The organism is Mucilaginibacter sp. P4_D1, from assembly GCF_056401935.1.
Genome location: NZ_JBFUIJ010000025.1, coordinates 52,950 through 76,033 on the forward strand (window position 1 = coordinate 52,950; position 23,084 = coordinate 76,033).

General features: G+C 43.8%; 14 protein-coding genes. 10 read left to right on the top strand and 4 right to left on the bottom strand.

Annotated features, from left to right (window positions below):
- Positions 1-3,261 (bottom strand): SusC/RagA family TonB-linked outer membrane protein, encoded by a 3,261-nt coding sequence (locus tag AC1DV1_RS19625; RefSeq protein ID WP_477362323.1) that lies wholly within the window; start codon positions 3,259-3,261, stop codon positions 1-3.
- A gap of 881 nt (positions 3,262-4,142) precedes the next feature.
- On the opposite strand from AC1DV1_RS19625, the gene AC1DV1_RS19630 reads away from it, so the two are divergent.
- From AC1DV1_RS19630 to AC1DV1_RS19665, 8 genes are all read left to right on the top strand, one after another.
- The gene (locus tag AC1DV1_RS19630) at positions 4,143-5,102 is read left to right on the top strand and encodes a sensor histidine kinase (protein ID WP_477362325.1); all 960 of its coding nucleotides are present in this window, start codon (positions 4,143-4,145) and stop codon (positions 5,100-5,102) included.
- Positions 5,099-5,806, top strand: coding sequence for a LytR/AlgR family response regulator transcription factor (locus AC1DV1_RS19635; RefSeq protein WP_477362327.1), 708 nt, complete (start codon positions 5,099-5,101; stop codon positions 5,804-5,806). The genes AC1DV1_RS19630 and AC1DV1_RS19635 overlap by 4 nt, the downstream gene beginning before the upstream one ends.
- 1,175 nt (positions 5,807-6,981) lie before the next feature.
- Positions 6,982-9,306 (top strand): TonB-dependent receptor, encoded by a 2,325-nt coding sequence (locus AC1DV1_RS19640; RefSeq protein WP_477362329.1) that lies wholly within the window; start codon positions 6,982-6,984, stop codon positions 9,304-9,306.
- Positions 9,307-9,312: 6 nt separating this feature from the next.
- Positions 9,313-10,125 carry a DUF4249 domain-containing protein gene (locus tag AC1DV1_RS19645; RefSeq protein ID WP_477362331.1) on the top strand — a complete coding sequence of 271 codons (813 nt, stop codon included), beginning with the start codon at positions 9,313-9,315 and terminating at the stop codon, positions 10,123-10,125.
- Between the two features lie 69 nt (positions 10,126-10,194).
- On the top strand, positions 10,195-10,755 hold the full coding sequence (efp, locus tag AC1DV1_RS19650; RefSeq protein ID WP_090648241.1) for an elongation factor P: 561 nt from the start codon (positions 10,195-10,197) through the stop codon (positions 10,753-10,755).
- Between the two features lie 564 nt (positions 10,756-11,319).
- Entirely contained in the window at positions 11,320-12,660 is a 1,341-nt protein-coding gene (locus tag AC1DV1_RS19655) for an SWIM zinc finger family protein (protein WP_477362333.1), read from the top strand.
- A gap of 7 nt (positions 12,661-12,667) precedes the next feature.
- The gene (locus tag AC1DV1_RS19660; protein ID WP_477362335.1) at positions 12,668-15,574 is read left to right on the top strand and encodes a DUF6493 family protein; all 2,907 of its coding nucleotides are present in this window, start codon (positions 12,668-12,670) and stop codon (positions 15,572-15,574) included.
- Positions 15,575-16,658: 1,084 nt separating this feature from the next.
- Entirely contained in the window at positions 16,659-17,261 is a 603-nt protein-coding gene (locus tag AC1DV1_RS19665; RefSeq protein ID WP_477362337.1) for a transposase, read from the top strand.
- Between the two features lie 1,043 nt (positions 17,262-18,304).
- Here the strand turns inward: AC1DV1_RS19665 and AC1DV1_RS19670 are convergent.
- On the bottom strand, positions 18,305-19,054 hold the full coding sequence (locus AC1DV1_RS19670; RefSeq protein ID WP_477362339.1) for an SDR family NAD(P)-dependent oxidoreductase: 750 nt from the start codon (positions 19,052-19,054) through the stop codon (positions 18,305-18,307).
- 212 nt (positions 19,055-19,266) lie between these two features.
- Between AC1DV1_RS19670 and AC1DV1_RS19675 the strand changes: the two genes are divergently transcribed.
- On the top strand, positions 19,267-19,845 hold the full coding sequence (locus tag AC1DV1_RS19675; RefSeq protein WP_477362342.1) for a Crp/Fnr family transcriptional regulator: 579 nt from the start codon (positions 19,267-19,269) through the stop codon (positions 19,843-19,845).
- Between the two features lie 107 nt (positions 19,846-19,952).
- On the opposite strand, the gene AC1DV1_RS19680 is transcribed toward AC1DV1_RS19675, so the two are convergent.
- Both AC1DV1_RS19680 and AC1DV1_RS19685 read right to left on the bottom strand, forming a co-directional pair.
- The gene (locus AC1DV1_RS19680; protein ID WP_477362344.1) at positions 19,953-20,570 is read right to left on the bottom strand and encodes a hypothetical protein; all 618 of its coding nucleotides are present in this window, start codon (positions 20,568-20,570) and stop codon (positions 19,953-19,955) included.
- Entirely contained in the window at positions 20,534-21,586 is a 1,053-nt protein-coding gene (locus tag AC1DV1_RS19685) for a hypothetical protein (protein WP_477362346.1), read from the bottom strand. Before AC1DV1_RS19685 ends, AC1DV1_RS19680 begins: the two co-directional genes overlap by 37 nt.
- A gap of 378 nt (positions 21,587-21,964) precedes the next feature.
- On the opposite strand from AC1DV1_RS19685, the gene AC1DV1_RS19690 reads away from it, so the two are divergent.
- Entirely contained in the window at positions 21,965-22,699 is a 735-nt protein-coding gene (locus AC1DV1_RS19690; protein ID WP_477362348.1) for a hypothetical protein, read from the top strand.
- The last annotated feature ends 385 nt before the right edge of the window (positions 22,700-23,084 follow it).

Sequence of the window (23,084 nt, forward strand, 5' to 3'; positions counted from 1 at the left end):
TTAAAATTTAACTTGTACACCTAATAAATAAGTACGGCTTGGCGAGTAGTTACCCCTATCAACACCAAAGTTGGTGCTGCTGTTGGTATTACTGGTTGTACCGCCACCCACAATCTCAGGGTCAACGCCAGAGTACTTGGTTATGGTAATTAAATTAGCTCCTGATAAGTAGACACGCGCGCTGCTTAAACCAATTGATTTGATCAGGTTAGGTGCAAACTTGTAACCTATTTGCAGGTTTTTTAAACGCAGGTATGAGCCGTTTTCTACATAATAAGAGTTGGGTACAGTGTTGGTACTAAATGAGCCATCAATTTCCTGTATAGGTGCTTTGGCATCCATATGGGTAGGCGTCCATGAATCATACAAAGCAGTTTTGCTTTTTGCACCCGCAAAATTGGCGTAAAAATCTGTCCACCATCTTACATCATTCCAAATTTTGTTGCCGTATGAGCCATACCAGAACATATTCAGATCGAAGTTTTTATACGTAAAATCGAGGTTGAAACCGCCGGTGAATTTAGGGTTAGGGTTGCCCAGCAATGTACGGTCACTGGCATCTACTTTACCATCGCCATTTACATCGGCATATTTAAAGCGGCCAACAGCGGCATCGGTTTGATAAGTGCCCCCTGCTTTTGCATTGGCAGCATCAATTTCGGCCTGTGAATTCCAGAAACCATCAGTTTTGTAACCAAAGAAACCGCCCACAGGGCCACCTACCTGGTTGCGTATAATGGAGCTGCCATTAAAACGGCCTGAGTTTTGGTCGAAGTAAGGCTGCCCTACAGTAACGGCCTTAATAACGTTATGATAAGTAGTAAACGTTAATGAAGCATTCATTTTCAAATCATGACCCAGGGTTTGATGCGTGCCGATGGCAATATCCAAACCCGTATTATTCATAGCTCCAACGTTGCTGTATGGTGCTGTGGCCGAGCCTGCAGTACCCGGCAGGTTTGGATTGAATAACAAGCCGGTAATGATCTTTTTGTAATAATCGGCAGATATATCCCATTTCTGGTTGAAAAATGAACCATCAAAACCAATATTTAAGTTTTTATCAAGTTCCCATTTGGCATCGGGGTTACCTATCCTGGTTTGGGTAAAACCGGCAACTGTACTGGTTGATGTACCGGCAATGTCATAGTATGAATTGGTTTTTATTGCGCCAAATGTGGTAAAGGCGTTGGATGGGTCTACATTGATCTGGTTACCCATTACACCGTATCCACCACGGATCTTCAAATCGCTTATCCATGTTGCTTTTTTCAGGAAACTCTCCTGCGATATACGCCAGCCGGCACTTACTGCCGGGAACCAGCCATATTGGTAAGTTAAAAACCTTGATGAACCATCCCGGCGAAGCGTGGCATTTAACAGGAACTCATCGTTAAAAGTATAATCTAAACGCGCAATCAACGATTGTAGCTTATCTCTTTGGATGGTGCTATAAGCAGTTGGCGTACCGGTACCTGTTGTTATAGTGGTATAATTTTTATCAAAGGTAAAGTAACCTGTATTTGTAGCACCCAGGGTTTCGTACCTGTTTTTATAATTCTCTGTACCTACCAATAATTTAATATCGTGCTTACGAATGGTTTGGTGATAGGTTAAAGTATTTGTCCAGGTATAATTGTACCCGTTAAATGAGTTCTCGGAGTATGAGTTTGTAGTATTGTTTTCAGAATTCTCATATTCCGGGTAAGTAAAGCTGTGGTTATAATCAGAATAATACTCGCCGCCAAACTGGGTGCGTAAGGTAAAGTATTTCAGGAAATCAACCTCGGCAAAGGCATTACCAAACAGCCTGTTGTACGCTCCGTAATTATTGCCTGTACGTTGCTGTATAGCCACGGGGTTACGGGCGTTACCTAAGTTTGCTGTATTTGAACCGGCATAGTTACCTGCAATATCATATACAGGAATTATAGGCTGCTCGCGAAAAGCCATACCAATACCAGAACCCTCGTCATTTTCATTGATCAGGGGATTTTCTGTTACCGAGTATGATAAGTTTTCGCCTACCCTGATGTGTTTAGATACATTAAAGCTGGTATTTGCCCTTACGGTATAACGCTTATCATAAGTATCTATCAGGGTACCCTTCTGGTTGTAATAGTTCATAGAGAACAAATAAGTGGCCAGGTCTGAACTGCCGCTTAAAGCCAGATTATGGCTTTGTATAGGGGCCGATTTAAATATTTCATGATACCAGTCGGTACCTGCTTTGTTGGCCTTTGTAATACGGTAAAAGCCCGATGGATCGCCGGAGGTATAAAACGGGTTAACGTTATACTTTGATGGATCGACAGCCGGGTCGCCTGCATGTACGCCATAAGGGCCTGTACTGCCCGCGCTAATATAATCGGGCAATACATTGCCATTGGGGCCATACAGGTTGCTGCTTAAATCAACAGGTATTCCTTTTAAAGCAGCGGTATTTTGTATGGCCAGCGTTCTGAGGCTGGTCATTTCCTGCGGATTTAACAGGTTAAACACATTGCCGCCTTTAGGTACCTGGGTACCGTAATAAGCATCATATGATACGCTTACCTTACCGGTACCTTTTTTGGTGGTAATAACAATTACACCATTAGCCGCGCGCGCCCCGTATATTGATGCCGAACTTGCATCTTTTAATACCTGCATACTGGCTACATCATTGGGGTTAATGTCGCTTACGTTTGTAGTAGGTACACCATCAACCACATACAGCGGCTGGTTGTTGCCAAACGTATTGGCACCGCGAATTTTTACTGAAGGGTTTTCGCCCGGTTGCCCCGATGCAATAACGGTAACACCCGCTGCCTGGCCCTGCAACTGGTTTTCTACAGATGATGTTGGCTGCCTGTTGGCGGCGGCTACATCAACTACGGCCACCGCACCTACCAGGTCTTTTTTTCGCTGGCTGCCGTAACCGGTTACCACCACCTCGTTTAAGGTATTGTTACCGGCAATTAGGGTAATGTTTAAATTAACGTCGGTACCAACGGTTACTTCTTTGGTAACATAGCCTATATAGGATATAACCAGCGTATTACCCGGACTTAACGAGAGGGTAAAATCGCCGTTAACGTCGGTAATAGCGCCGGTTGCGGCGCCTTTTACCCGTACCGAGGCGCCAATGATAGGTAATTTGTCATCGCTGGCGATAACCTTTCCCTTGTACTTTGTTTGGGCAGTAACTACCACCGAAGATACCAGGCAGCATAACAGCACACCCAGGAATCTCCCTTTTAGGAGTAAACTTTTAAACATGAATTTGAGATTTAATTGATATATATTTGGTTATTTATTGATTGCAAACAGAACGCGTAATCATCTCTTAATCAGCTGTTAAATAATGCGTTCCGGATCTCACCCCGGAACGCAAATCCAATATCATTTCTCAAGTGATATTGATCAACTAATTCTCAAATGACACGTTTACTAAATCATTTAAGCTCTTCAGATACCGATGTTATCAACCTTGATGATTTGAAGTTTTAGCTGCGCAAAACCGTCAAATCAGTTCATCAACACACTTGTATCGCTAATTCCTTATCCCGATCATCAGGAGCACAAAAGGCTCCCCTTAAAAATGTTTACTTATGTAAAAGAGGCCACACGATTTGCGCGCCCCAGGTAAATGCCCCGGTTTATTATAATTGTTCACAAATAATAAAATAATAGAATTATAGATTTTAATAAAGCGACAAAACATACTTATTGTAAGACCAAACAGGTAAATAATGCGACAAAAATATTTTTGCTTTTTGGGGTGCTGGAATACCAGAACCTGCGGGGATGTTATATATTAGCAAGAGTTTAAAAAACTGCCACAAAACCGATTTAAAACCAGTTTCACGTATAAAGGCTGGACAATTTTAGCAATAACAGCTTTTGCGTGGATATTTCGCAATGAATTAGTATGTACCAGCCAGGCAATCACATGTTTAAACATCAACAATCGATTGTGTACTATTTGTATTGTAAAAATAATACTGCATTTATGTATATAATTTCATTAAACCTTTTATAAATGTACTTTAGCCATGCATGATAAAAACAATATAATAGGTTTGAATTTGTACAATAAAAAATTCAGGATTTGGGCGCATGTATGCGTTTGGCTTGTTCTGATGGCTTTACCATACATCATGCATTCAATTAACGTATTGCCATCCCGCACGTTTACAGGCAAAGAAATGAGCGGGTTTATTAAGCTTGATTACGCAGGGTACGTGTATTGGATAGCGGCTTTTTATTTTAACAGCTTAATTCTTATACCTCATTTGTTCATGAAGGGTAAATACCCTTACTATGTGCTGGGCGTACTTTCAATTTATGCCATTTACCTGTTTGTATATCATTATATTTATAACTGGCTGGAGATAGACCTGCCTTATGGCCTGCTGCGCACCAGCTGGCTGCGCCTGCCCGCGTTTTTACTCACCATGGCGGCAAGCCTGGCCTACACTACTATAAACGGCTTGCTTGACTACCAGGAAAAACTGCGCGAAAAGGATAAAGAGAAATTAAAAACCGAGCTGTCCTTTTTACGGTCGCAAATAAGCCCGCATTTTATATTTAATGTACTTAACAACATTGTATCGCTGGTAAGGTTAAATAGCACCGAACTGGAACCTACGGTGATGAAACTTTCGGGCTTAATGAAATACATGCTTTACCATACCGATGAAGAGAAAGTGAATATTAAGGTAGAAGAGGAATACCTTAACCATTATATTGATTTGCAAAAGCAGCGGTTTGGCAAAAAAGTTAAGGTAGAAACTTCATTTACCATCCTGAATAAAAACCAGCTGATTGAACCGATGCTGTTAATCCCATTTGTTGAAAATGCCTTTAAGCATGGGGTGGGTTCGATAGATGACCCGCGCATTATCATTGAGTTAGTTACAGATGAGCGTTTTTTAAATTTTACCGTTATCAATAAATATGACGCATTAAATACCGGGCAAAAAGATGAATCATCGGGCATAGGCATAGCTAATGTGAGCCGCAGAATAAACCTGTTATATGAAAACAAACATCAGTTAAGCATCAAAAGCGAAAACAATTGTTTTGAAGTTAACCTGATACTAAAATTAGATGCATGATAAATTGTATTGCAATTGATGACGAGCCGCTTGCCTTAAGTTTACTTGCCGATAACATAAGTAAAATTCCGTTTTTAAACCTGCAGGCAGCCTGCGACGATGGATTTTCGGCCAATAAAGCCATGCAGGAAAACGACATCGATTTAATATTTGTAGATATCCAGATGCCCGGAATAACGGGGCTTCAGTTTATAAACAGCTTAATAAAAAAGCCCTTAGTTATCATTGTATCGGCCTACAAGCAATATGCTTTAGATGGCTTTGCCTTAAACGTGGTTGATTACCTTACCAAACCGGTCCCCCTGGACAGGTTTATGCAGGCCTGTAACAAAGCAAAAGAGCTTGCCGAACTTAAGGCGTTAAAATACACGCTAACCCCACCCATCCTAAACTATACTTATATAAATGCCGGGTACACCGTTGTTAAAATTACTTTTGATGAAGTTTTGTACCTGGAAGGCTTACGGGATTATGTTAAAATATACTTTACAGGCCATAAAAAGCCCGCCATTGTGCGGCTCAGCTTCAAAAATGTAGAACAAAAATGGCCATCGCACTTTATGCGCATTCACAAGTCATTTTTTATTAATACCCAAAAAATTGAGGCTATTAATAAAACGGCCGTAATTATTGATGAAAAAGAGATTCCCATAGGCGAAGCTTACCGGGCGGCGATAACGGCGTTGATACAGTCAAATAGTTAAAGGCAAACCGGGCAATAACTTTTTTGGTGAAATTTGGCGAAACGCTGAAGGAGGAATGACATTCAAGAATGAAAGACTGTCATGCTGAGGTACGAAGCATCTATTCGCGAACCTTTCTATCGTTCATGCACCGCTGATAGACCCTTCGTTCCTACCCATGACATGTTGTACTTTCGAAGTGCGTGGGCCTGTCACCCTGAGCCTGTCGAAGGGTCGCACGGAGAGGCCTTTGCCCGCTATGTTTCGACAGGCTCAGCATGACAACGCTCTTTAGTATGTCATTTCCCCTTTAGAACTTCGCGAAATTTTACCACTCATGATGACAAGAAAATTGGATAAGTTATGGGTAGGTACTAAGCAATGAAGCTCGTTTTTCTATTTTGAGACAGCTTCCAAAAACCATATTTCATAAAAAAGGGCCGAAAAACTCTCGCAGTTTTTTGATCGGCCCTACATCTACCTATGAAAAACAATCCTTTGAGAAGGATATTAATTTATACTCAATAACAGTACCAATGGTTACATCTTAATTAAAATAAATAAAACGGGACTTTATTTTTACTTTCTTAATAGTTTGTAGAAATACTTCTACTATGATTGTGTAATAACGACACGGTTGGGGAGTTACCGGTAAGCCGGTTAGCCGGTTTCAGATCAGCTGTATTTGTCGCGGCATGCATATATGTCGATTTTTTTGCCGGAGATTTGCCAAATTTTCAGTATCTTTTATCGAAACAAAAAAATGGCCCGTTTCTCCATTCCGGAAAATTTACACTAAAAAGCCAATCTCCAATAAAAACACATAGCAATCTTATCTACGATAGCTTACATGTAAAAACAGTTTTTATTAGTATACCAAAAGTGATTAAAAGTATATCAAAAGTGTATAAAAAGTGTATAAAAAGATAACAAAAGTAGCGCAAAAGTGTGCAAAAGTATACCAACTGTGCATAAAATCAGGAGCCGCAGGATTACCTTACTATAGTGTTAGGGTGTTCAATCAACTACCTGGCAGATAGCAAGATAAGCAGGCCCGTATTTTTTTTTACAAATTCATGAAATGTTTTGGCTCTCCGGTCGTCTTAAAGGACAGATAGCAGCGTTTGTTTTTTGATCGATATTCAGCAAACAACCTGTTGCCGGCAACCCGGGGTAACCTGTTTAAAACATTTTAAATGACCAAATCACTACTTGTTTTTCTATTTTCATTATTCGCCTTATCGGCTTTTGCTCAAAAAAGGCATATCATCAGTGGCACCATCAAAGATGCTGCAACCGGCGAAACACTTATAGGTGCATCTGTAAGGGTTAAAGAGCTTTCTTCGGTGGGTACAGCTACAAATAATTATGGCTTCTACTCCCTATCTGTACCCGATGGCTCATATACCTTGCTGTTTAGCTACATAGGTTATGAAACCATTTTAAAACAGGTCTCGCTTCAGCATGACCTGCCTATCAGCATTTCCCTGTCCCCTAAAAGCGAACTGCAGGAAGTAGTTATCAATGCCAACCGGCCCAATAACGATCAGATAGCTTCGCCACAAATGGGTGTCGAACGATTAAACATGACCCAGATTAACCAGGTGCCGGTAGTATTGGGCGAAAAGGACATTTTAAAAACAATAACCCTGATGCCGGGGGTAAAATCGGGCGGCGAGGGAAACTCCGGCTTCTATGTGCGGGGTGGTGCCTCAGATCAAAACCTGATCATGCTTGACGAGGCTACTGTTTATAACGCATCGCATTTGTTTGGCTTCTTCTCCACCTTTAACTCCGATGCCATAAAAGATGTAAGCCTGTACAAGGGCGGCATGCCAGCCGAATACGGTGGCCGCCTATCGTCGGTACTTGATATTAAGATGAATGATGGCAATAATAAGGATTTTACCGTTCAGGGCGGCCTGGGCCTCATCGCGTCGAGGCTTAAAGTAGAGGGGCCTCTGGTTAAAGACAAAGGATCGTTCATGATAAGCGCCCGGCGAACCTATATCGATTTCTTTTTAAAGGCCTCCAAAGATTCGACCATCAAAGGCAGTAAGCTTTACTTTTATGACCTTAACGCCAAGGCCAATTACCATTTTGATGACCATAATACCATTTTCCTGTCGGGTTATTTTGGTAAAGACGTACTGGGACTTAAGAACCTTTTTGGCACCAACTGGGGCAACGCCACAGGCACCGTGAGGTTTAACCATATTTTTACCAGTAAGCTATTTTCTAATACATCGGTAGTTTTTAGTAATTACAATTACGCCATACAGAGCTTTTTAAGCGATAACAGCTTTAAGGCCACCTCGCAAATCACCGATTTCAATTTAAAGGAAGACCTGCAATACGCGGTTAATAATGAGCACCGGCTTAAATTCGGTATCAACATATTGCACCACAGCATAGCTCCCGGCGATATCACTACCGATGCTTCGTCCAGTTTCAACGCCAAAAGCATCGAAAAGCGTTTTGGCTATGAAAACTCGGCCTACATCAGCGATGATTGGAAAGTTAGCGACAAGCTAAGTGTATTGTATGGAGTAAGGCTTAGCTCATTTTCGCTCATTGGCCCTGGCACGTTTAAGTCATATGATGCCACAGGCAAGGCTGCCGATTCTGCGAGATACGGCTCAGGTTCAACCGTTAAAAGCTACCTTAACCTGGAGCCAAGGCTATCTGCCGGTTACCAGTTAAATGATGCCAGCTCCGTTAAGATATCGTATAATCGTAATACGCAAAACATACACTTGCTCACCAACTCTACCACCAGTTCGCCAACTGACCTTTACGTGATGAGCAGCAACAATATCAAACCCGAAATTGCCGACCAGGTGTCAGCCGGATGGTTCCGCAATTTCAAAGATAACTTGTTTGAGTTTTCGGCCGAAGCCTATTACAAGTGGCTGCAAAACCAAATTGATTATAAAGACGGCGCACAGCTGATAGCCAACCAGGATGTGGAATCGCTACTCACCTACGGCTCGGGCCGGGCTTATGGTATTGAGTTATTTTTGAAGAAAAAATATGGTAGGTTTAACGGGTGGATAGGTTATACCCTATCACGTACCGAGAATAAATTTGCAGCTATCAACAACGGCCGTTATTACCCGTCAAGGCAAGACCGTACACATGACCTATCGGTGGTTGGCATTTACCAGCTTACCAAACGTTTATCTTTTTCAAGTTCATTTATTTACCAAACGGGGAGCGCCGTTACCTATCCAACAGGCAAATATAGTGTAGGCGGATTAACCACCTTCTCCTATTCGGAACGTAACGGCTACCGCAAGCCAAACAACAATAGACTAGATATTGGCGCTACGCTGGAGGGGAAACAACACAAGCGCTATCATTCAAGCTGGACGTTTAGCATCTACAACGTGTATGCACACAGGGATCCTTATAGCATCACTTTCCGCGACAGCAAAACCAGCCCCAACACAACCGAGGCTGCCGAAACCAGCATTTTTGCCACCCAGATACCATCAATTACCTGGAACTTTAAATTTTAATCCCCCATGAAAACATTCAAACTCTATATCATATTTTTATTTGCCTTACCGCTCCTTTACTCGTGTACCAAAGTTATTGACCTTAACCTGGGCAACAATACCGGCAAACTGGTTATTGAAGGCAACATTACCAATGCTACCGGCGCCCAAACTATCAAATTGAGCCAAAATGTGCCGTTTTCAAGCACCAATACCTATCCTCCGGTTACAGGGGCTACTGTTGCCGTAACCGACCAGGCCGGCAAAAACTACGTGTTTACAGAAGGCACGCCAGGCACCTATACGGCCAGTACTCTTTCTGGCATACCCGGAAGCACCTACGCCATGACGGTAACAACTGGTGCAAAAACTTATACCGCCACCTCGGCAATGCCGGCACCAATTGCGTTAGACTCGCTGACGTCAAAAGACAATGAATTTAATACCAGCAAGCATAAAAAAGATATCACCGTTCATTACCATGACCCGGCCGGGGTAGCAAATCAATACCGTTTTGTAATGTTTGTAAACAACGTACAGGTTAAACTAATTTATGCCTTTAATGACGATTTTAACGATGGCCGTACCGTTAGCATCGATTTGCGCACCGATAACAACAGCGACCGGGATTTTGGCATTTACGCCGGTGACACCGTAACCGTTGAAATGCAATGTATAGATAAACCTGTTTACACCTATTGGTTTACGCTGATGCAACAAGGCGATAACGGCCCTGGGGGTGGGGTTACCCCTGCCGATCCGCCAGGCAATATTACGCCAACAGTTTTAGGCTATTTTAGCGCGCATACTACCCAAAGCAAAACCATTGTGGTTAAATAGGGGTTAATTAAGCCGTTAATACTCAAAAAAGCGTATATCTTTGCGCACAAATTTTATAATTATATTTTCATGGCAAAGGCATCTGAAATTAAAGTAGGAAACATTTTACGCTACAACGGCGAATTGGTAACAGTTACCGAAGTACTGCATCGTACACCCGGTAAAGGCGGAGCTTTCTACTTAGATAAATTTCGCAACATAAAAACCGGAAAAATTGTAGAGGCCCGTTTGGCAACCGACGAACAGGTGGAAATTTGCCGTGTAGAAACCAATGATTACCAATACCTGTACGAAGAAGGTGATTATATGGTAATTATGGATAATACAACCTACGATCAGTTAAGCATCCCAAAATCGTTATTTGGCCCATCGGCAAGGTTTTTAAAAGAGGGGATGAATGTGATCGTTTCCATCGAGAGCGAAGAACCTATTATGGCACAGGCACCTAACTTTGTTGAGTTGGAAATTACTTATTCTGAACCAGCCGTTAAAGGCGACACATCATCGGGTGCATTAAAAGCCGCAACTACCGAAAACGGTGTGGAAATAAAAGTACCATTGTTCATCAACCAGGGCGATAAAGTAAAAGTTGATACCCGCACCGGCGAATATATCGAGCGCGTAAAATAATAAACTGCTTATACAGGTTGTCCCTTTTGGGCGAGCCTGATTGGGTGTTCGGGGAGGGGAAAATCAACTGCAAATCTCTTCCCCTAATACCCTTTTATTTTTTATTTTTCGATGCGGGAATGATGGTAAAAAAGCATCAAATTACTGCACAAAACAGGTAAAAAAGATCAATTTTTAACTTAGTTTTTTGCAAAAAAATTCAAAAAATTTACATTTTTTTCAAAGCGCCTTTTACTGGTCAAATCACATCAAAAAAAAGCTATGGGCGTTTCCCCAACCGGTAGAAGTTGGGGCCAGGCCTTTCATTCATACGCGCACAAGGCATTAGGCGCGGCCGACGCGCGGGCCCTCTCCCCCGGCCGGTATCCATTGCAGTCCTTAACGCGAAAACGGTCATAACACAACATCGTGATAAATTATAGGATAAGCTAAAAATCGTTTTAGCAATCGGCAACATTCAAGGCACTGGCCATCATCGGCCAACGTAAAATTTTATCCCCCCTTTCTCTCCGTCGCCGAAATTATTTTACTAATTTTATTTCGCAGCATAGCCTAAACAATATTATGTCCGAAACGATAACCTATCAATATAGCCAGCCATCAACCCTAAAAAAGTCGACATTAACCGATGAGCTTTTTTTGGCCAAATACAGCGAGGTGCAAAAAAATAATGCCCCCTGCTTTTTCTGGGGGCAACTAACCGACCCGTATACCGTGGCCCGTTGCCTGCTTACACTATCCAACGTGGTAAAATCAAGCTTTAGCCTGTCGCCGTTTGAGTTGGCTATGCTTAAAGACCCTATTGTAACGGCCGGTAACGAGAAAATCCGCTTTGAGGGGTTTTCGCATTGCGCGGGGGTGTATGCCCGGGTTGATATTTTGGGCGATGGGCACGATGGCGAGTTTTTGGATAACGGCACCACCAATGTAGATTTTAACCAGCCCATGCTGGCGGCGCTGAGCAATATCCGCCGCAGCGAAAAAGTATTGCTATCTGTAGGGCAAAAAGAAGTGGCCCTGCATCGCGAGGGCGAAAAAGTGGTAGAGCGCAAAGTGCCCTTGCCCACCAAATGGATCAAGGGCCTTACCTCGGTACAAATGTTTTTGGCCGAATCCGAGAAGGTGCACAGCTTTAACCGGCTGCAGGCCTTACAGCTGTTTAAAACCATCCCGCCGGGCAAACCCAAAACAGATTATTATTTAATAACCCGCGGCGGCAAACCCATGTTTTCGCCGGTAAAATCGGGTGATGCCATTACGGTTGGGGGTGTGCACCGCTTAAAACTGATAGAGCCTTTGCTGGCCATTGCCGACGAGTTAAGAGTGTTTCCGCATGCTACCATGCAATCAACCACCTGGCAAATTTATATTGGGGCAATACGGTTTAGCCTGTCCATTTCACGGGATGCCTGGCGGGGTTTTTCGGGCGAGGGTGCGGCGCTGGAGTCATTGATAGAGGATGTGCCCGATAACTGGGTAGAATCACTGGATAATTACAGCTATGCCAACCAGGAGTTTAACCCTACCCTGCTGGCTGTAAACGAGGGGCTCGATCTGCAAAAGGTGGATAACATTACCGGCCGCCTCTCGGCCATTGGCTTGCTGGGGTACGATCTGGACGAGAACAACTTTTTTTACCGCCGCCTGCCCTTTAAGCTCAGCCGCATCATGAGCCTTAACCCGCGCTTAAAAGATGCCGAAAAGCTGTTGCAAGAAGGCAAGGTACAGATAACCAAACAGCAGGACGATAAGGTAGAGGCCCGTGTAGAGGGCAGCGGCGTGCACCACATGGTTGTATTAAACGGCGATAAAGCCCAGTGCACCTGTACCTGGTTTAGCAAAAATCAGGGCGAGCGGGGCATTTGCAAACATATTTTAGCAGTTAAAAAAAAGCTGGCCAACTAATACCACCATGAGCGTAGTTGACGATTTTACCCACATTTTAGAGAAGGAGCAGGAAACCAAGATCATCCCCTTTTTGCAAACACTTGATAAGGCGCAGAAAAAGGAGCTGGTGCCCGAACTGAAAAAGCTGTATAAAATATACTCGGAATACAAGGAGACCAAAAGCGGCAGTTACAAGCGTAAAGGAACCGATGCACAGATCAACGTGCTGGGCATAGCCGGCTTTGTATGCCATAACCGGAAAGATTTTGCGCAGACCCAGGAGGGTATACTCAACAAAAAGACGATGGACAGCATACTGCCATGGTACTGCCCAACCTGGTTTAACGATTTTATAAACCACCCCGCCAGCAACGAATTTTCTATCTGGTTTTTAGATTATGCCTGGTACATGGAAATGGTGGAGCAAGGCTTCATAACCCTTACCCCGGCAAGGTTAGCCAAGTTACTTCCGTATTACCTGCATAAGGCAGGATCAGCGCAGCAACAAACTTACCTGCCCGATAACCTCTTATACAGAAACGCTACCCTGGCCGAACACATCTGGTATCTTTTTGAACATGAGTCGGACGTGCACCTTGCCGACAAACCTTTCAACCTGCCCGGGGTACCCGCCGAGGGCATCTGGACATATGCTTTTAAAACCCAAAGCGATGCCGGCCGGATTGACAGGCAGCGCGTTTTAGGGGAGTCGTTAAAAGCAGCGAACAGCAACTTCGCCCAACATGCAGCCAACTGGTTCGTCTCCCTTTTTATGCACCTGGAGCCGTCAAAAACGGAGCTACTAACCTTGCAGGACGATTTGCTGCACCTCCTCAATTCGCCACACAGCAAACCCGTAAATACGGCCATAAAATATTTAAAGGATATTTGCGACGATGCCGGTTTTAACATCGACGCGTTTTTAGATCATGCACCGCTGCTGCTCTCGTCCGAGTCAAAAGCCACCGTATCTACCACGCTGATGGCTTTGGATAAGCTGGCCAAAAAGTACAAAGACAAAGCCGAAACCATCATGGCCATCAGTTGCCAGGCATTTATTCACCAGGATAATAATCTGCAGGTTCGCGCGGCCAAACTGCTGCAAAAATACGGCGACCCTGCGTCTGAAGATTTGAAAGCCGCTTTAGCTGTCTACCAGGATGCCCTGCTTTTTGATGCCCGCGGTTTGTTAACCGCCTTTTTGGATGACACTGACGAAGCTCACCCCGAAGAAGACCATTCCCACGAACCAGCCGAACCCCAACAGGCCCTTACCGAAATTGTGTACCCCCAAACATTTGATGAGCTGGTATTTTTGGCCAGCCAGGCCTTTGATCAAAACCAGCCCTACCATTTCGATCTGCTGCCCGCTGCCCTGCTGCGCTTTCAATCCGAAATGACGGCCCAAAACATCAGCAAGCTTATCCCGGCTTTTCAACGGGCATGCAGGATGATCTCGTCCGATTTTACCAGCACCATGGGCTACCTGGACAACCTGCTGGCTACTTTTTTTGCCGACTACAGCCACCTGCTGGTGGAGCTTTACCCCCTGCAAACCGCAGAGCTCAAAACACTCCGCGATTCGTTTGCGGAAACGTTTAAGAAGCATGAAATGTGGGGCAAATACATCAGTCGGCTTGATAACGTAAAAAGCTGGAACCGTGGCTCAAGCTACAAAACACATAAACACTTGCTGTTGGCCGCCTTTTTTATGCTCGAGCGTAAACTGAGCCTGCCCATGCTGTCCACCCCAACGCACGAGCCTTGCTGGGTATCGCCCCTGGCGCTGGTGCAGCGGCTTATTAAATACAAGGTGGCCAATGTGGCGCCTGCCGATATCGATTTCCAGGTGGCAGTATCCCGCTGCTCAACCGAACATCACCAGGAAGCCCTTGACCTGGCCGCCCGCGAATTAACCGGCGAATACCGCCAGATCATCAGCTTTATGCTGGGCGGCGACTACTACCCGCAGGAAAACTATAAATATAAACCCGTGTGGCTGGTGGCCGCGCTTACCCGCGCTAAGCACCCCCCCAACCCGCAATGGTTTGCCTACAGCAGTCTGCCTGCCAGCTATCTTACCGCCAATTTTACCTGGGCACCGGTAGTGGAGGCATATACTTATAAAAAGTGGGACTACGTAACCCGCAAAAATATTGATACCCCGGCCAAACGCAGCAAAATAGTTATTGAGTTTGAGGAAACCGAAAAGAAAATAAGCGCCATCAAAAACCTGTTTGCCAAACTGATGCCCGCCAAAACGGCCATAGCTTCATCAGTTTATGACATGGCCACCATCACTTTCAGATACAACTCAGACGCGGATAACGACGTGATGCGCCTGATTTACTTAAACCCCAACCATCCCGAACTATGGCTGGCCAGGATCATCAGCGCGGCCATGCGAAGCCCGGATTTTGACAGCGAGACTGACAAACGCCTCATCATCCATGCCCTCGAGGCTATGATGGCCCTCGGCACCGTTTACGGCCCCATGGCGCATCTGCTGGTAGCATCGGCCATGGTCAGCAGCGATAAAACCGTACGCGCTTACGCCGCCGAACTGTGGATACACGGCGTAACCCAAAACACCATCAGCAGCCAACAAATTGGCGACATCATTGGCCGCCACCAATCCATCGAGCTAACCCCCTTTAAACGCTTTACCGACCTCCTGCAAGCCAACCTGTTCCAGGCATCCAAACCCCACAACCAGGCCCTGCAAACCCTCCTGAACGCCTGCCTGGCCCGTTTAAGCGACAAGCCCGCCAACGGGTTAAAAAAGCTACTGGAAATTTACACCGAAGTATTAGCGGCTAATAAACCGGCTGTTATCCCGGCGGAGGTATTGGATAAATTGGATGTTTGGGAAAAGGTGGAATCGATGGGGAAAGTTGCGGGGAAAATAAAGTTGGTGGGTGGGGTGAAGTAGAGGATTATCGTCCCCTCAGAGTCTCTTTGAAAAAGGACCCTGAGGTTCCCGATCATCCCGCATGAACACAGCTTCGGGATTACGACCGGGCTTATACGACCGCTGGGGCCTCTACCGCCGCGGGGACGGAATGCCACCCTCCTATTGGTGGACAAAACACGAGACCGCCGTTTCCCTTCTGCTCGGGTTTCCAGGTACGGTACCCTGAGGCTCCCAAATGTTTGTATATTTACGTATGGCCGTCAGAACTAAACACAAACAGGAGCACAACAACTGGTGTATCCTCTTATGAAAAAGGTAAGCTTAATGAGGGTAGTCGGGGTAATTAGCTTCATTTTATTCATTTTTTTATTACAAAGTTGCAAAGCTCAGGACGTGCGGCCCGACAGTAGTATCACCTTTTTAGATATAAAATTTGGTGAATATTTTAAAAATGACAAAGTAGATTTAACTATAAATGACTCGCTCATTTTAAAAAAAGCAATTTTAAAAAACAATAATTCATATGGCTTAACAAATGTTTGGATAACTGTAATACAGAAAAAAGAAAAGTATTTTTTTTCCACTTCCCAGTCTAAAACAGTAAGTCCCATTAGCCTGAACCCGGATAAAGTCGAAATACATTTGCGTTATCATAGAAAGCAAAAAAAGTTTGAGATTAAAATAATGAATGGCAAATACCTGGTTTTTGACACAGACAGGAACGGCCAAATAACCTGTACCCAAAGTATTCGCAAGCCTTTGTTTGATTAAGGCATGTGGCCCCCTTCCGTCCCCTCGGGGTCTCTTTGAAAAAGGACCCTGAGGTTCCCGATCACCTCGCATCAACGCGGCTTTGGGATTACGACCGGCTTTGTACAACCGCTGGGTCCTCTACCGAGAGATCCCGCGGGGACGGAAGGACCCTGAGGTTCCCGATCACCTCGCATCAACGCGGCTTCGGGATTACGACCGGCATTGTACAACCGCTGGGTCCTCTACCGAGAGACCCCGCGGGGACTGTGGATGGAAAATTCACTCACACCTCCCCCTCAGGTCTCTCGATGGAGGACCCTGAGGTTCCCAAATGTTTGTATATTTACGTATGGCCGTCAGAACTAAACACGAACAGGAACACGATACCTGGTTTATTTCATTTACCTGCTTCAACTGGATCCCCCTGTTTGAAATCACACAATCCTATGACATGGTATACAAATGGATAAAACTCATTGCCGACAAATACAATATAAAAACCCACGCCTTTGTGATAATGCCCAACCATGTGCATATCATCATGCGAACACCGGATACAAGTATCGACCTTAATAAGGTTATGAGCAACGGCAAACGCTTTATGGCTTATGAGCTCGTAGCAAGATTAACATCAGCAAATAACATCATTATCCTTGATAAACTTTCCTCTGGTTGTACCAACCGCGACAAAGCCAAAGGACAATTGCACAAAGCATTTGAGCCTTCGTTTGATGCAAAGCCCGTTTTCACTACAGCCTTTTTGTATCAGAAAATAGATTACATCCACCACAACCCCGTAAGCGGCAAGTGGAATTTATGTGCCGACTTTACAGACTACCTGCACAGTAGCGCTGCATTCTACTACTTTGAGAAACCACATGATTTTATAGAGATAACAGATTACCGAGACTTTTGGATAGATACGGATTGCGTGAAACCGGTAAACTTTTAACCTGATTGCCGTCCCCTCAGGGTCTCTTTGAAAAAGGACCCTGAGGTTCCCGATCACCTCGCATCAACGCGGCTTCGGGACTACGACCGGCCTTGTACAACCGCTGGGTCCTCTACCGAGAGACCCCGCGGGGACGGGAGTGATTTTATAGAGATAACAGATTACCGAGACTTTTGGATAGATACGGATTGCGTGAAACCGGTAAACTTTTAATCTGATTGCCGTCCCCTCAGGGTCTCTTTGAAAAAGGACCCTGAGGTTCCCGATCATCTCGCATCAACGCGGCTTCGGGACTACGACCGGCCTTGTACAACCGCTGGGTCCTCTACCGAGAGACCCCGCGGGGACGGGAAAATTCACTCACACCGTCCCCTCGGGGTCTCTTTGAAAAAGGACCCTGAGGTTCCAGATCATCTCGCATCAACACAGATTCGGGATTACGACCGGCTTTGTGCAACCGCTGGGTCCTCTACCGAGAGACCCCGCGGCGACAGGAACTTTTAATCTGATTGCCGTCCCCTCAGGGTCTCTTTGAAAAAGGACCCTGAGGTTCCCGATCATCTCGCATCAACGCGGCTTCGGGACTACGACCGGCCTTGTACAACCGCTAGGGCCTCTACGAGAGCCCCGCGGGGACGGGAAAATTCACTCACACCGTCCCCTCGGGGTCTCTTTGAAAAAGGACCCTGAGGGACCCGATCATCTCGCATCAACGCAGATTCGGGATTACGACCGGCTTTGTGCAACCGCTGGGTCCTCTACGAGAGACCCCGCGGCGACGGGAAATTTTCGTCCCCTCAGGGTCTCTTTGAAAAAGGAACCTGAGGTTCCTGATCATCTCGCATCAACGCGGCTTCGGGACCACGACCGGCCTTGTACAACCGCTGGGTCCTCTACCGAGAGACCCCGCGGGAACGGAATGGGAAAAATCATAAAAAGGGGCTGTCTTAAAAGGGCAGCCTCTTTATTTATAATCCAGGTTTCAATAGGATCTCAGGTTTCTGTATTGTTCTCCGTGTGTCGAAGATAAAAAGTCAGCACTTTTATATATTGCTGATTCCGCCGTCAACAACCAGATCAGATCCTGTCATAAAAGAGCTTTCATCTGATGCAAGAAACACTGCAGCAGATGCGGCTTCCTCCACTCGTCCAAGCCTGAGCATTGGAACGTAATTCGCGTAATGGGAATGAAGTTCTGCAAGTTTCTCCGGTGTTTCTGCCTGGCCCTCCATAATCGCAGTTGGAAATGGCCCCGGACTTAGAAGATTGGCGCGAATACCGTTATCTTTAAACTCAGCTGCCCAGGTGCGTACAAAAGATCGTAACGCAGCTTTAGCACCGGCATAGGTAGAATGATTGGCAAGTCCCATATAATGCATCGCCGAAGAAACGAGTATGACCGAACCGCCGCTTCTTCCCATTAATGGGAGCAGTTTTTGGGTAAGAAAGAGTGGCCCCTTAGCCATCAGGTCGAACGTGCGGTCATAATGATCCTCCGTAATCTCATTCAGGGGTACCTGCTCGGTAAACCCGGCATTGGATACGACGATGTCTACTTTACCTTTGGCTTTCATGACAATATCTGCAACGCGATCAAGGTCTGGTAATTTCGAAGCGTCAGCCTGGATGGCTGTAACATGGTGGCCAATAAATTTTACTGCTTCATCCAGCGCATCTTGTCTTCTGCCAAAAATGAATATTTCTGCACCTTCTTCTACAAAACTTTTGGCAATGGCAAGGCCGATGCCACTTGTCCCGCCGCTGATAACGGCTATTTTATTTTTTAATTTCATGATAATATTGAATTATTTACAGGACAAACTTCGGTGAAGTCAGTGAGTGCAGACAAGGACATTTGATATTAAAAACAGGTGATAATTGTCACGATAATCAGAAATAATATTCCTAAACTTATCGGTAAAACTTGGTCACCTTGTTACCATTTTACAATATAAAGGTGCAATCAGCATGATTTTTAAATAATTTTGTTCAACAAGGATCAATTATGTTCGAAGTATTTACAAAATATCTACAGGAAAAAGCCGGTTTGAATGCTGAAGAAATTGATGCCATTCGGGCTGTCAGCATCCAGAAGAAATTACGACGAAGGCAATACATCCTGCAGGAAGGTGATGTATGTCACTATAACTGTTTTGTTGAAAAAGGATGCCTTCGCATGTACACCGTAGGAGCTGACGGAATTGAACATATGCTCAGGTTTGCGATTGAAAACTGGTGGATCAGTGATCGTGAAAGCTATAATAATGTAAGTCCGTCCAAATGTAATATAGATGCCCTGGAAAATTGCGAGATTATTTTAATCGATAAGCAGGATTTTATACATCTATTGGAAATTATTCCAAAGTTGAAGAATTATGTTGACAGCCTCCTGGCCAAAAGTTACGACGCCTTTCAAAACAGGATAATTGGTGCCATCAGTTATAGCACTGAGGAAAAATATAATAACTTTATACAAAAGTTTCCGGATATCTTTAACCGGGTTCCATTACATATGATAGCTTCCTATTTGGGTGTTTCAAGAGAAACTTTAAGCCGTGTCAGAAGTCAGTCTGTTCAAAAATAATGATCAGCGAAACTAATTTAATCGCCCAACCCTGTGCAACCGCGGGGGCCTCTACGAGAGCGCCCGCGGATGGGAAGATAACAACACAACGAAATAACTTTTTTTAATTAAAGGCCATTTTTAAATAATCGACTCACAATTTTATCTTTTAGGTTTAGAGATACAATAAATGATTTGTTTTCAAGCGAAACAATTTGACTTTCCCACAGATTCATAATTTCTTTATATCGCGTCTCATCGGCAAATATTTTATTTTTGTCCTTCGAAATATCCGTAGATTGGATGTGATGACTGTTTCTTTGCGGTTTAAAAATTATTCTTTCTTTTGTTTGACTTGAAGTTATTATGGCAAAATTATATTCTTTTTTTTGGTAACTGTCGTGGTCGTCAGAAAACAATAGTTTGAATTTGTATCCAGGGTATTTTGCCATAAGTTCAACATTTCTTATAACTGTTTTTTTAATATGATCAATATACTCCGCATTTTCACTGTCATTTTGTCTTTTTCCCTGAATAACTAAAAGTCGCTCGAGTTTCACTCCTTTTTTTAATGCACTCTCATTGGCATCAATAAATTGCCCAAGCAAATTCTCGGTAGAAATAATATTAGTCCAAAAGCTACAAAATGTAATAGTTCTATATTCATCACCATAGTCAAGGAAGCCGAGATAATTAATAAAAATCAATATCAGATTTTCATTTGCGCTTGTATGTTTAATTGGCATTTTTCCGTCATAATTAACGTATTAGCAAATGATTCTAAGTCCTTTAAAGCGTGTTTTTGAAATAATGTCGGAAATTTTGGAAACTCATTTATTTTATCCTTGATAATTTTTAGTTGCGTTTCTGCATTTGACTGATACTCATACGTGTGTTTAAATTCTTCAATTTGAGTTATAACAACATTCTTTTTCTTTATTTCATCATCCCAAATTGTATCAAAATGCTTAATAAATTCGAGGATAACTTCCGACCCTTCATCTTCGGTGTATAGACAAAACCTTTGATTATCGCGTTCCCCATAAGTCAGAGAAACCATCAAAAAACGCTTATCAACAATTAAATATGTGTAAGCAGGCGAAAAATCGCCTAAGAAAATTAAATTTAATTCGCTTTTTGATTTCTTCAAATCAAAACAGTTCTTTAGATGATTATGAAAAAGAGGATTTAAATTAAGTGCTGTGATACGCCTATAGCGGAGACCTTGGTTATCCTGAATTCGTTTCTCTGTAGCTTTTACACATTTTTCTACGCCTTCACTTTCAAATTCCTTGGCCGCCAAATTCATATTTACAGTACCGATAACACATATTTCTTTGCAGTCAGCTATATACCACGATGCCATTTCAAAGACATCACTCGCTAAGCCTTTAGTTAATCCATCCGCAATATTTTGAACTCCAATTAATATCTCGTTTTTAAAATTGGTCTTTTCTTCATCAATTTTTTGTTTCCAAAACTTTTCCAATTCTCCATAAATATCTTCTAAGGATTCTTTTCTTTCTTTTTCCTTTTCAAGTCGGTTGATCCCTCCTAAAGTAATAGCCGCGCAGACCACTGTAAATATTGACGCTATAAAATTTGTAGAAAGAGATTGAATAAAAACCACTATTCTTTGTGATAGAGCTAAAGGCGGATCGAAATACACATAGATGCAAAGGGCTAACGACAATATCGACGCTCCTAATAGCAATGGTTTAGTGCTTTTTCTGATTTTTGCAGCATCTCTTACAGCGGTCATATGGTAATAATTTAGGTTTTAATTTTGCCAATATATTAATAATTAGCTTTTTATCCACTGCGTTATGGTAATTATATGCCATTACGCAATTATCCATACACGCCGGACGTAGCAACAAAGAGTTCTTTAATAAGGGACATTTTGATGTAAGATCCTCAACGACCAGGTCAATTAATGGCAGCAGAGTTGTAATAGAAGTCGCAAAATAGTAAGACTATTTACCCCTGATAATTACAAGTCAATGTCTTGTCAACATAGATGCCCCTCCTTGTTCTTGTATAATGACAATGAAAATGGCCGACTTGTGCCCCCGCCCTACYATTACCTCACCCAAAATATTCCCCCAAAAACTACGTTTATTAATATCACAATAAACCCATGAAACTACCCCTAATCCTACTATTCCTCCTCACTTTAACGCCTTGCTTTGGCCAGAGTTTGAGGGCTGTAGACAAGAAGCTGGCCGATGTTTACGAAAATGTTCCGGAGCGGTACACCGATGACCAGAAGGAAGCCAGGATGGAGCTTTTTGAAAGGCTGCTGATGAAATATACCAGGCATCTGCCCAAAACTATCAGTTACCCGTTTAAAAATTTGAGTGAAACCAGCGCGGTATATATCTCTACCTCGGACGATGGCAACCTGCGCATTTACTCGTACGACAGGAACAGGAGGCGATCTATGCCCTGGTTTAACAATGTGTACCAGTACAGGGTTAATGGCAAGGTGCTGACCAGGCACGTGAAGCCTCCGTACCAATTGGTGCCCGACTACACCATTTACAAAATAAACACCCTGACAGCTGGCGGCAAAACCTATTACATTGCCCAACGCATAGCATTTGGCGGCCTGCTTACCGAGTACAGCCTCCGGTTTATGACGATAGAGAATGGCGGGGTTAACGATAACATCAAACTGGTGCAAACTGGCAAAACGCTTGAAAATGAGTTGGTATGTGGTAAGGTTGACGAGTTGAACGGCGAGCAGAAATTCAGCATAGATTATGATAAAGCCTCGGGCACCATTTCGATGCCTGCAGTATCGGATGATGGGAAGGTTGGCAGTAAACGGGTTGTTTATAAGTTTAACGGGAAGTGGTTTGTGAGGGTTTAGGGTGAGTTAGTCCTCCTTAGCGCAAGTATTTGATTACCAATATCGAATATCCGTCAATGAGTACCCGGCAGCCGAACTGAAAAACAGTAATGACATGGCGGCAAATAGGGTGGTCGTAGAGACGCATAATTGCGTCTCCCGCAGGATATTCAGAATTTGCAAGGCCGATTTGCATTCGTGATTTGCATGGGTGATTTGCATGGGGGAGACGCAATTATGCGTCTCTACATTAAAAAATCGACTTGATAATCAACATATTACAACCATGTCATCATAAGGTACGAAGCAATCCCCTACAGGCTAAGTCCCACATAGTTCGGGATTGCTTCGTACCTCGCAATGACGGTAGCCTTCTGTCTTGATACTTACTACTAACTACTTACTA

Bases quoted from the DNA above. Each gene is read 5' to 3' on its own strand.
- AC1DV1_RS19625 (WP_477362323.1), bottom strand. From the start codon at position 3,261: ATGTTTAAAAGTTTACTCCTAAAAGGGAGATTCCTGGGTGTGCTGTTA.
- AC1DV1_RS19630 (WP_477362325.1), top strand. From the start codon at position 4,143: ATGCATTCAATTAACGTATTGCCATCCCGCACGTTTACAGGCAAAGAA.
- AC1DV1_RS19635 (WP_477362327.1), top strand. From the start codon at position 5,099: ATGATAAATTGTATTGCAATTGATGACGAGCCGCTTGCCTTAAGTTTA.
- AC1DV1_RS19640 (WP_477362329.1), top strand. From the start codon at position 6,982: ATGACCAAATCACTACTTGTTTTTCTATTTTCATTATTCGCCTTATCG.
- AC1DV1_RS19645 (WP_477362331.1), top strand. From the start codon at position 9,313: ATGAAAACATTCAAACTCTATATCATATTTTTATTTGCCTTACCGCTC.
- efp (WP_090648241.1), top strand. From the start codon at position 10,195: ATGGCAAAGGCATCTGAAATTAAAGTAGGAAACATTTTACGCTACAAC.
- AC1DV1_RS19655 (WP_477362333.1), top strand. From the start codon at position 11,320: ATGTCCGAAACGATAACCTATCAATATAGCCAGCCATCAACCCTAAAA.
- AC1DV1_RS19660 (WP_477362335.1), top strand. From the start codon at position 12,668: ATGAGCGTAGTTGACGATTTTACCCACATTTTAGAGAAGGAGCAGGAA.
- AC1DV1_RS19665 (WP_477362337.1), top strand. From the start codon at position 16,659: ATGGCCGTCAGAACTAAACACGAACAGGAACACGATACCTGGTTTATT.
- AC1DV1_RS19670 (WP_477362339.1), bottom strand. From the start codon at position 19,054: ATGAAATTAAAAAATAAAATAGCCGTTATCAGCGGCGGGACAAGTGGC.
- AC1DV1_RS19675 (WP_477362342.1), top strand. From the start codon at position 19,267: ATGTTCGAAGTATTTACAAAATATCTACAGGAAAAAGCCGGTTTGAAT.
- AC1DV1_RS19680 (WP_477362344.1), bottom strand. From the start codon at position 20,570: ATGCCAATTAAACATACAAGCGCAAATGAAAATCTGATATTGATTTTT.
- AC1DV1_RS19685 (WP_477362346.1), bottom strand. From the start codon at position 21,586: ATGACCGCTGTAAGAGATGCTGCAAAAATCAGAAAAAGCACTAAACCA.
- AC1DV1_RS19690 (WP_477362348.1), top strand. From the start codon at position 21,965: ATGAAACTACCCCTAATCCTACTATTCCTCCTCACTTTAACGCCTTGC.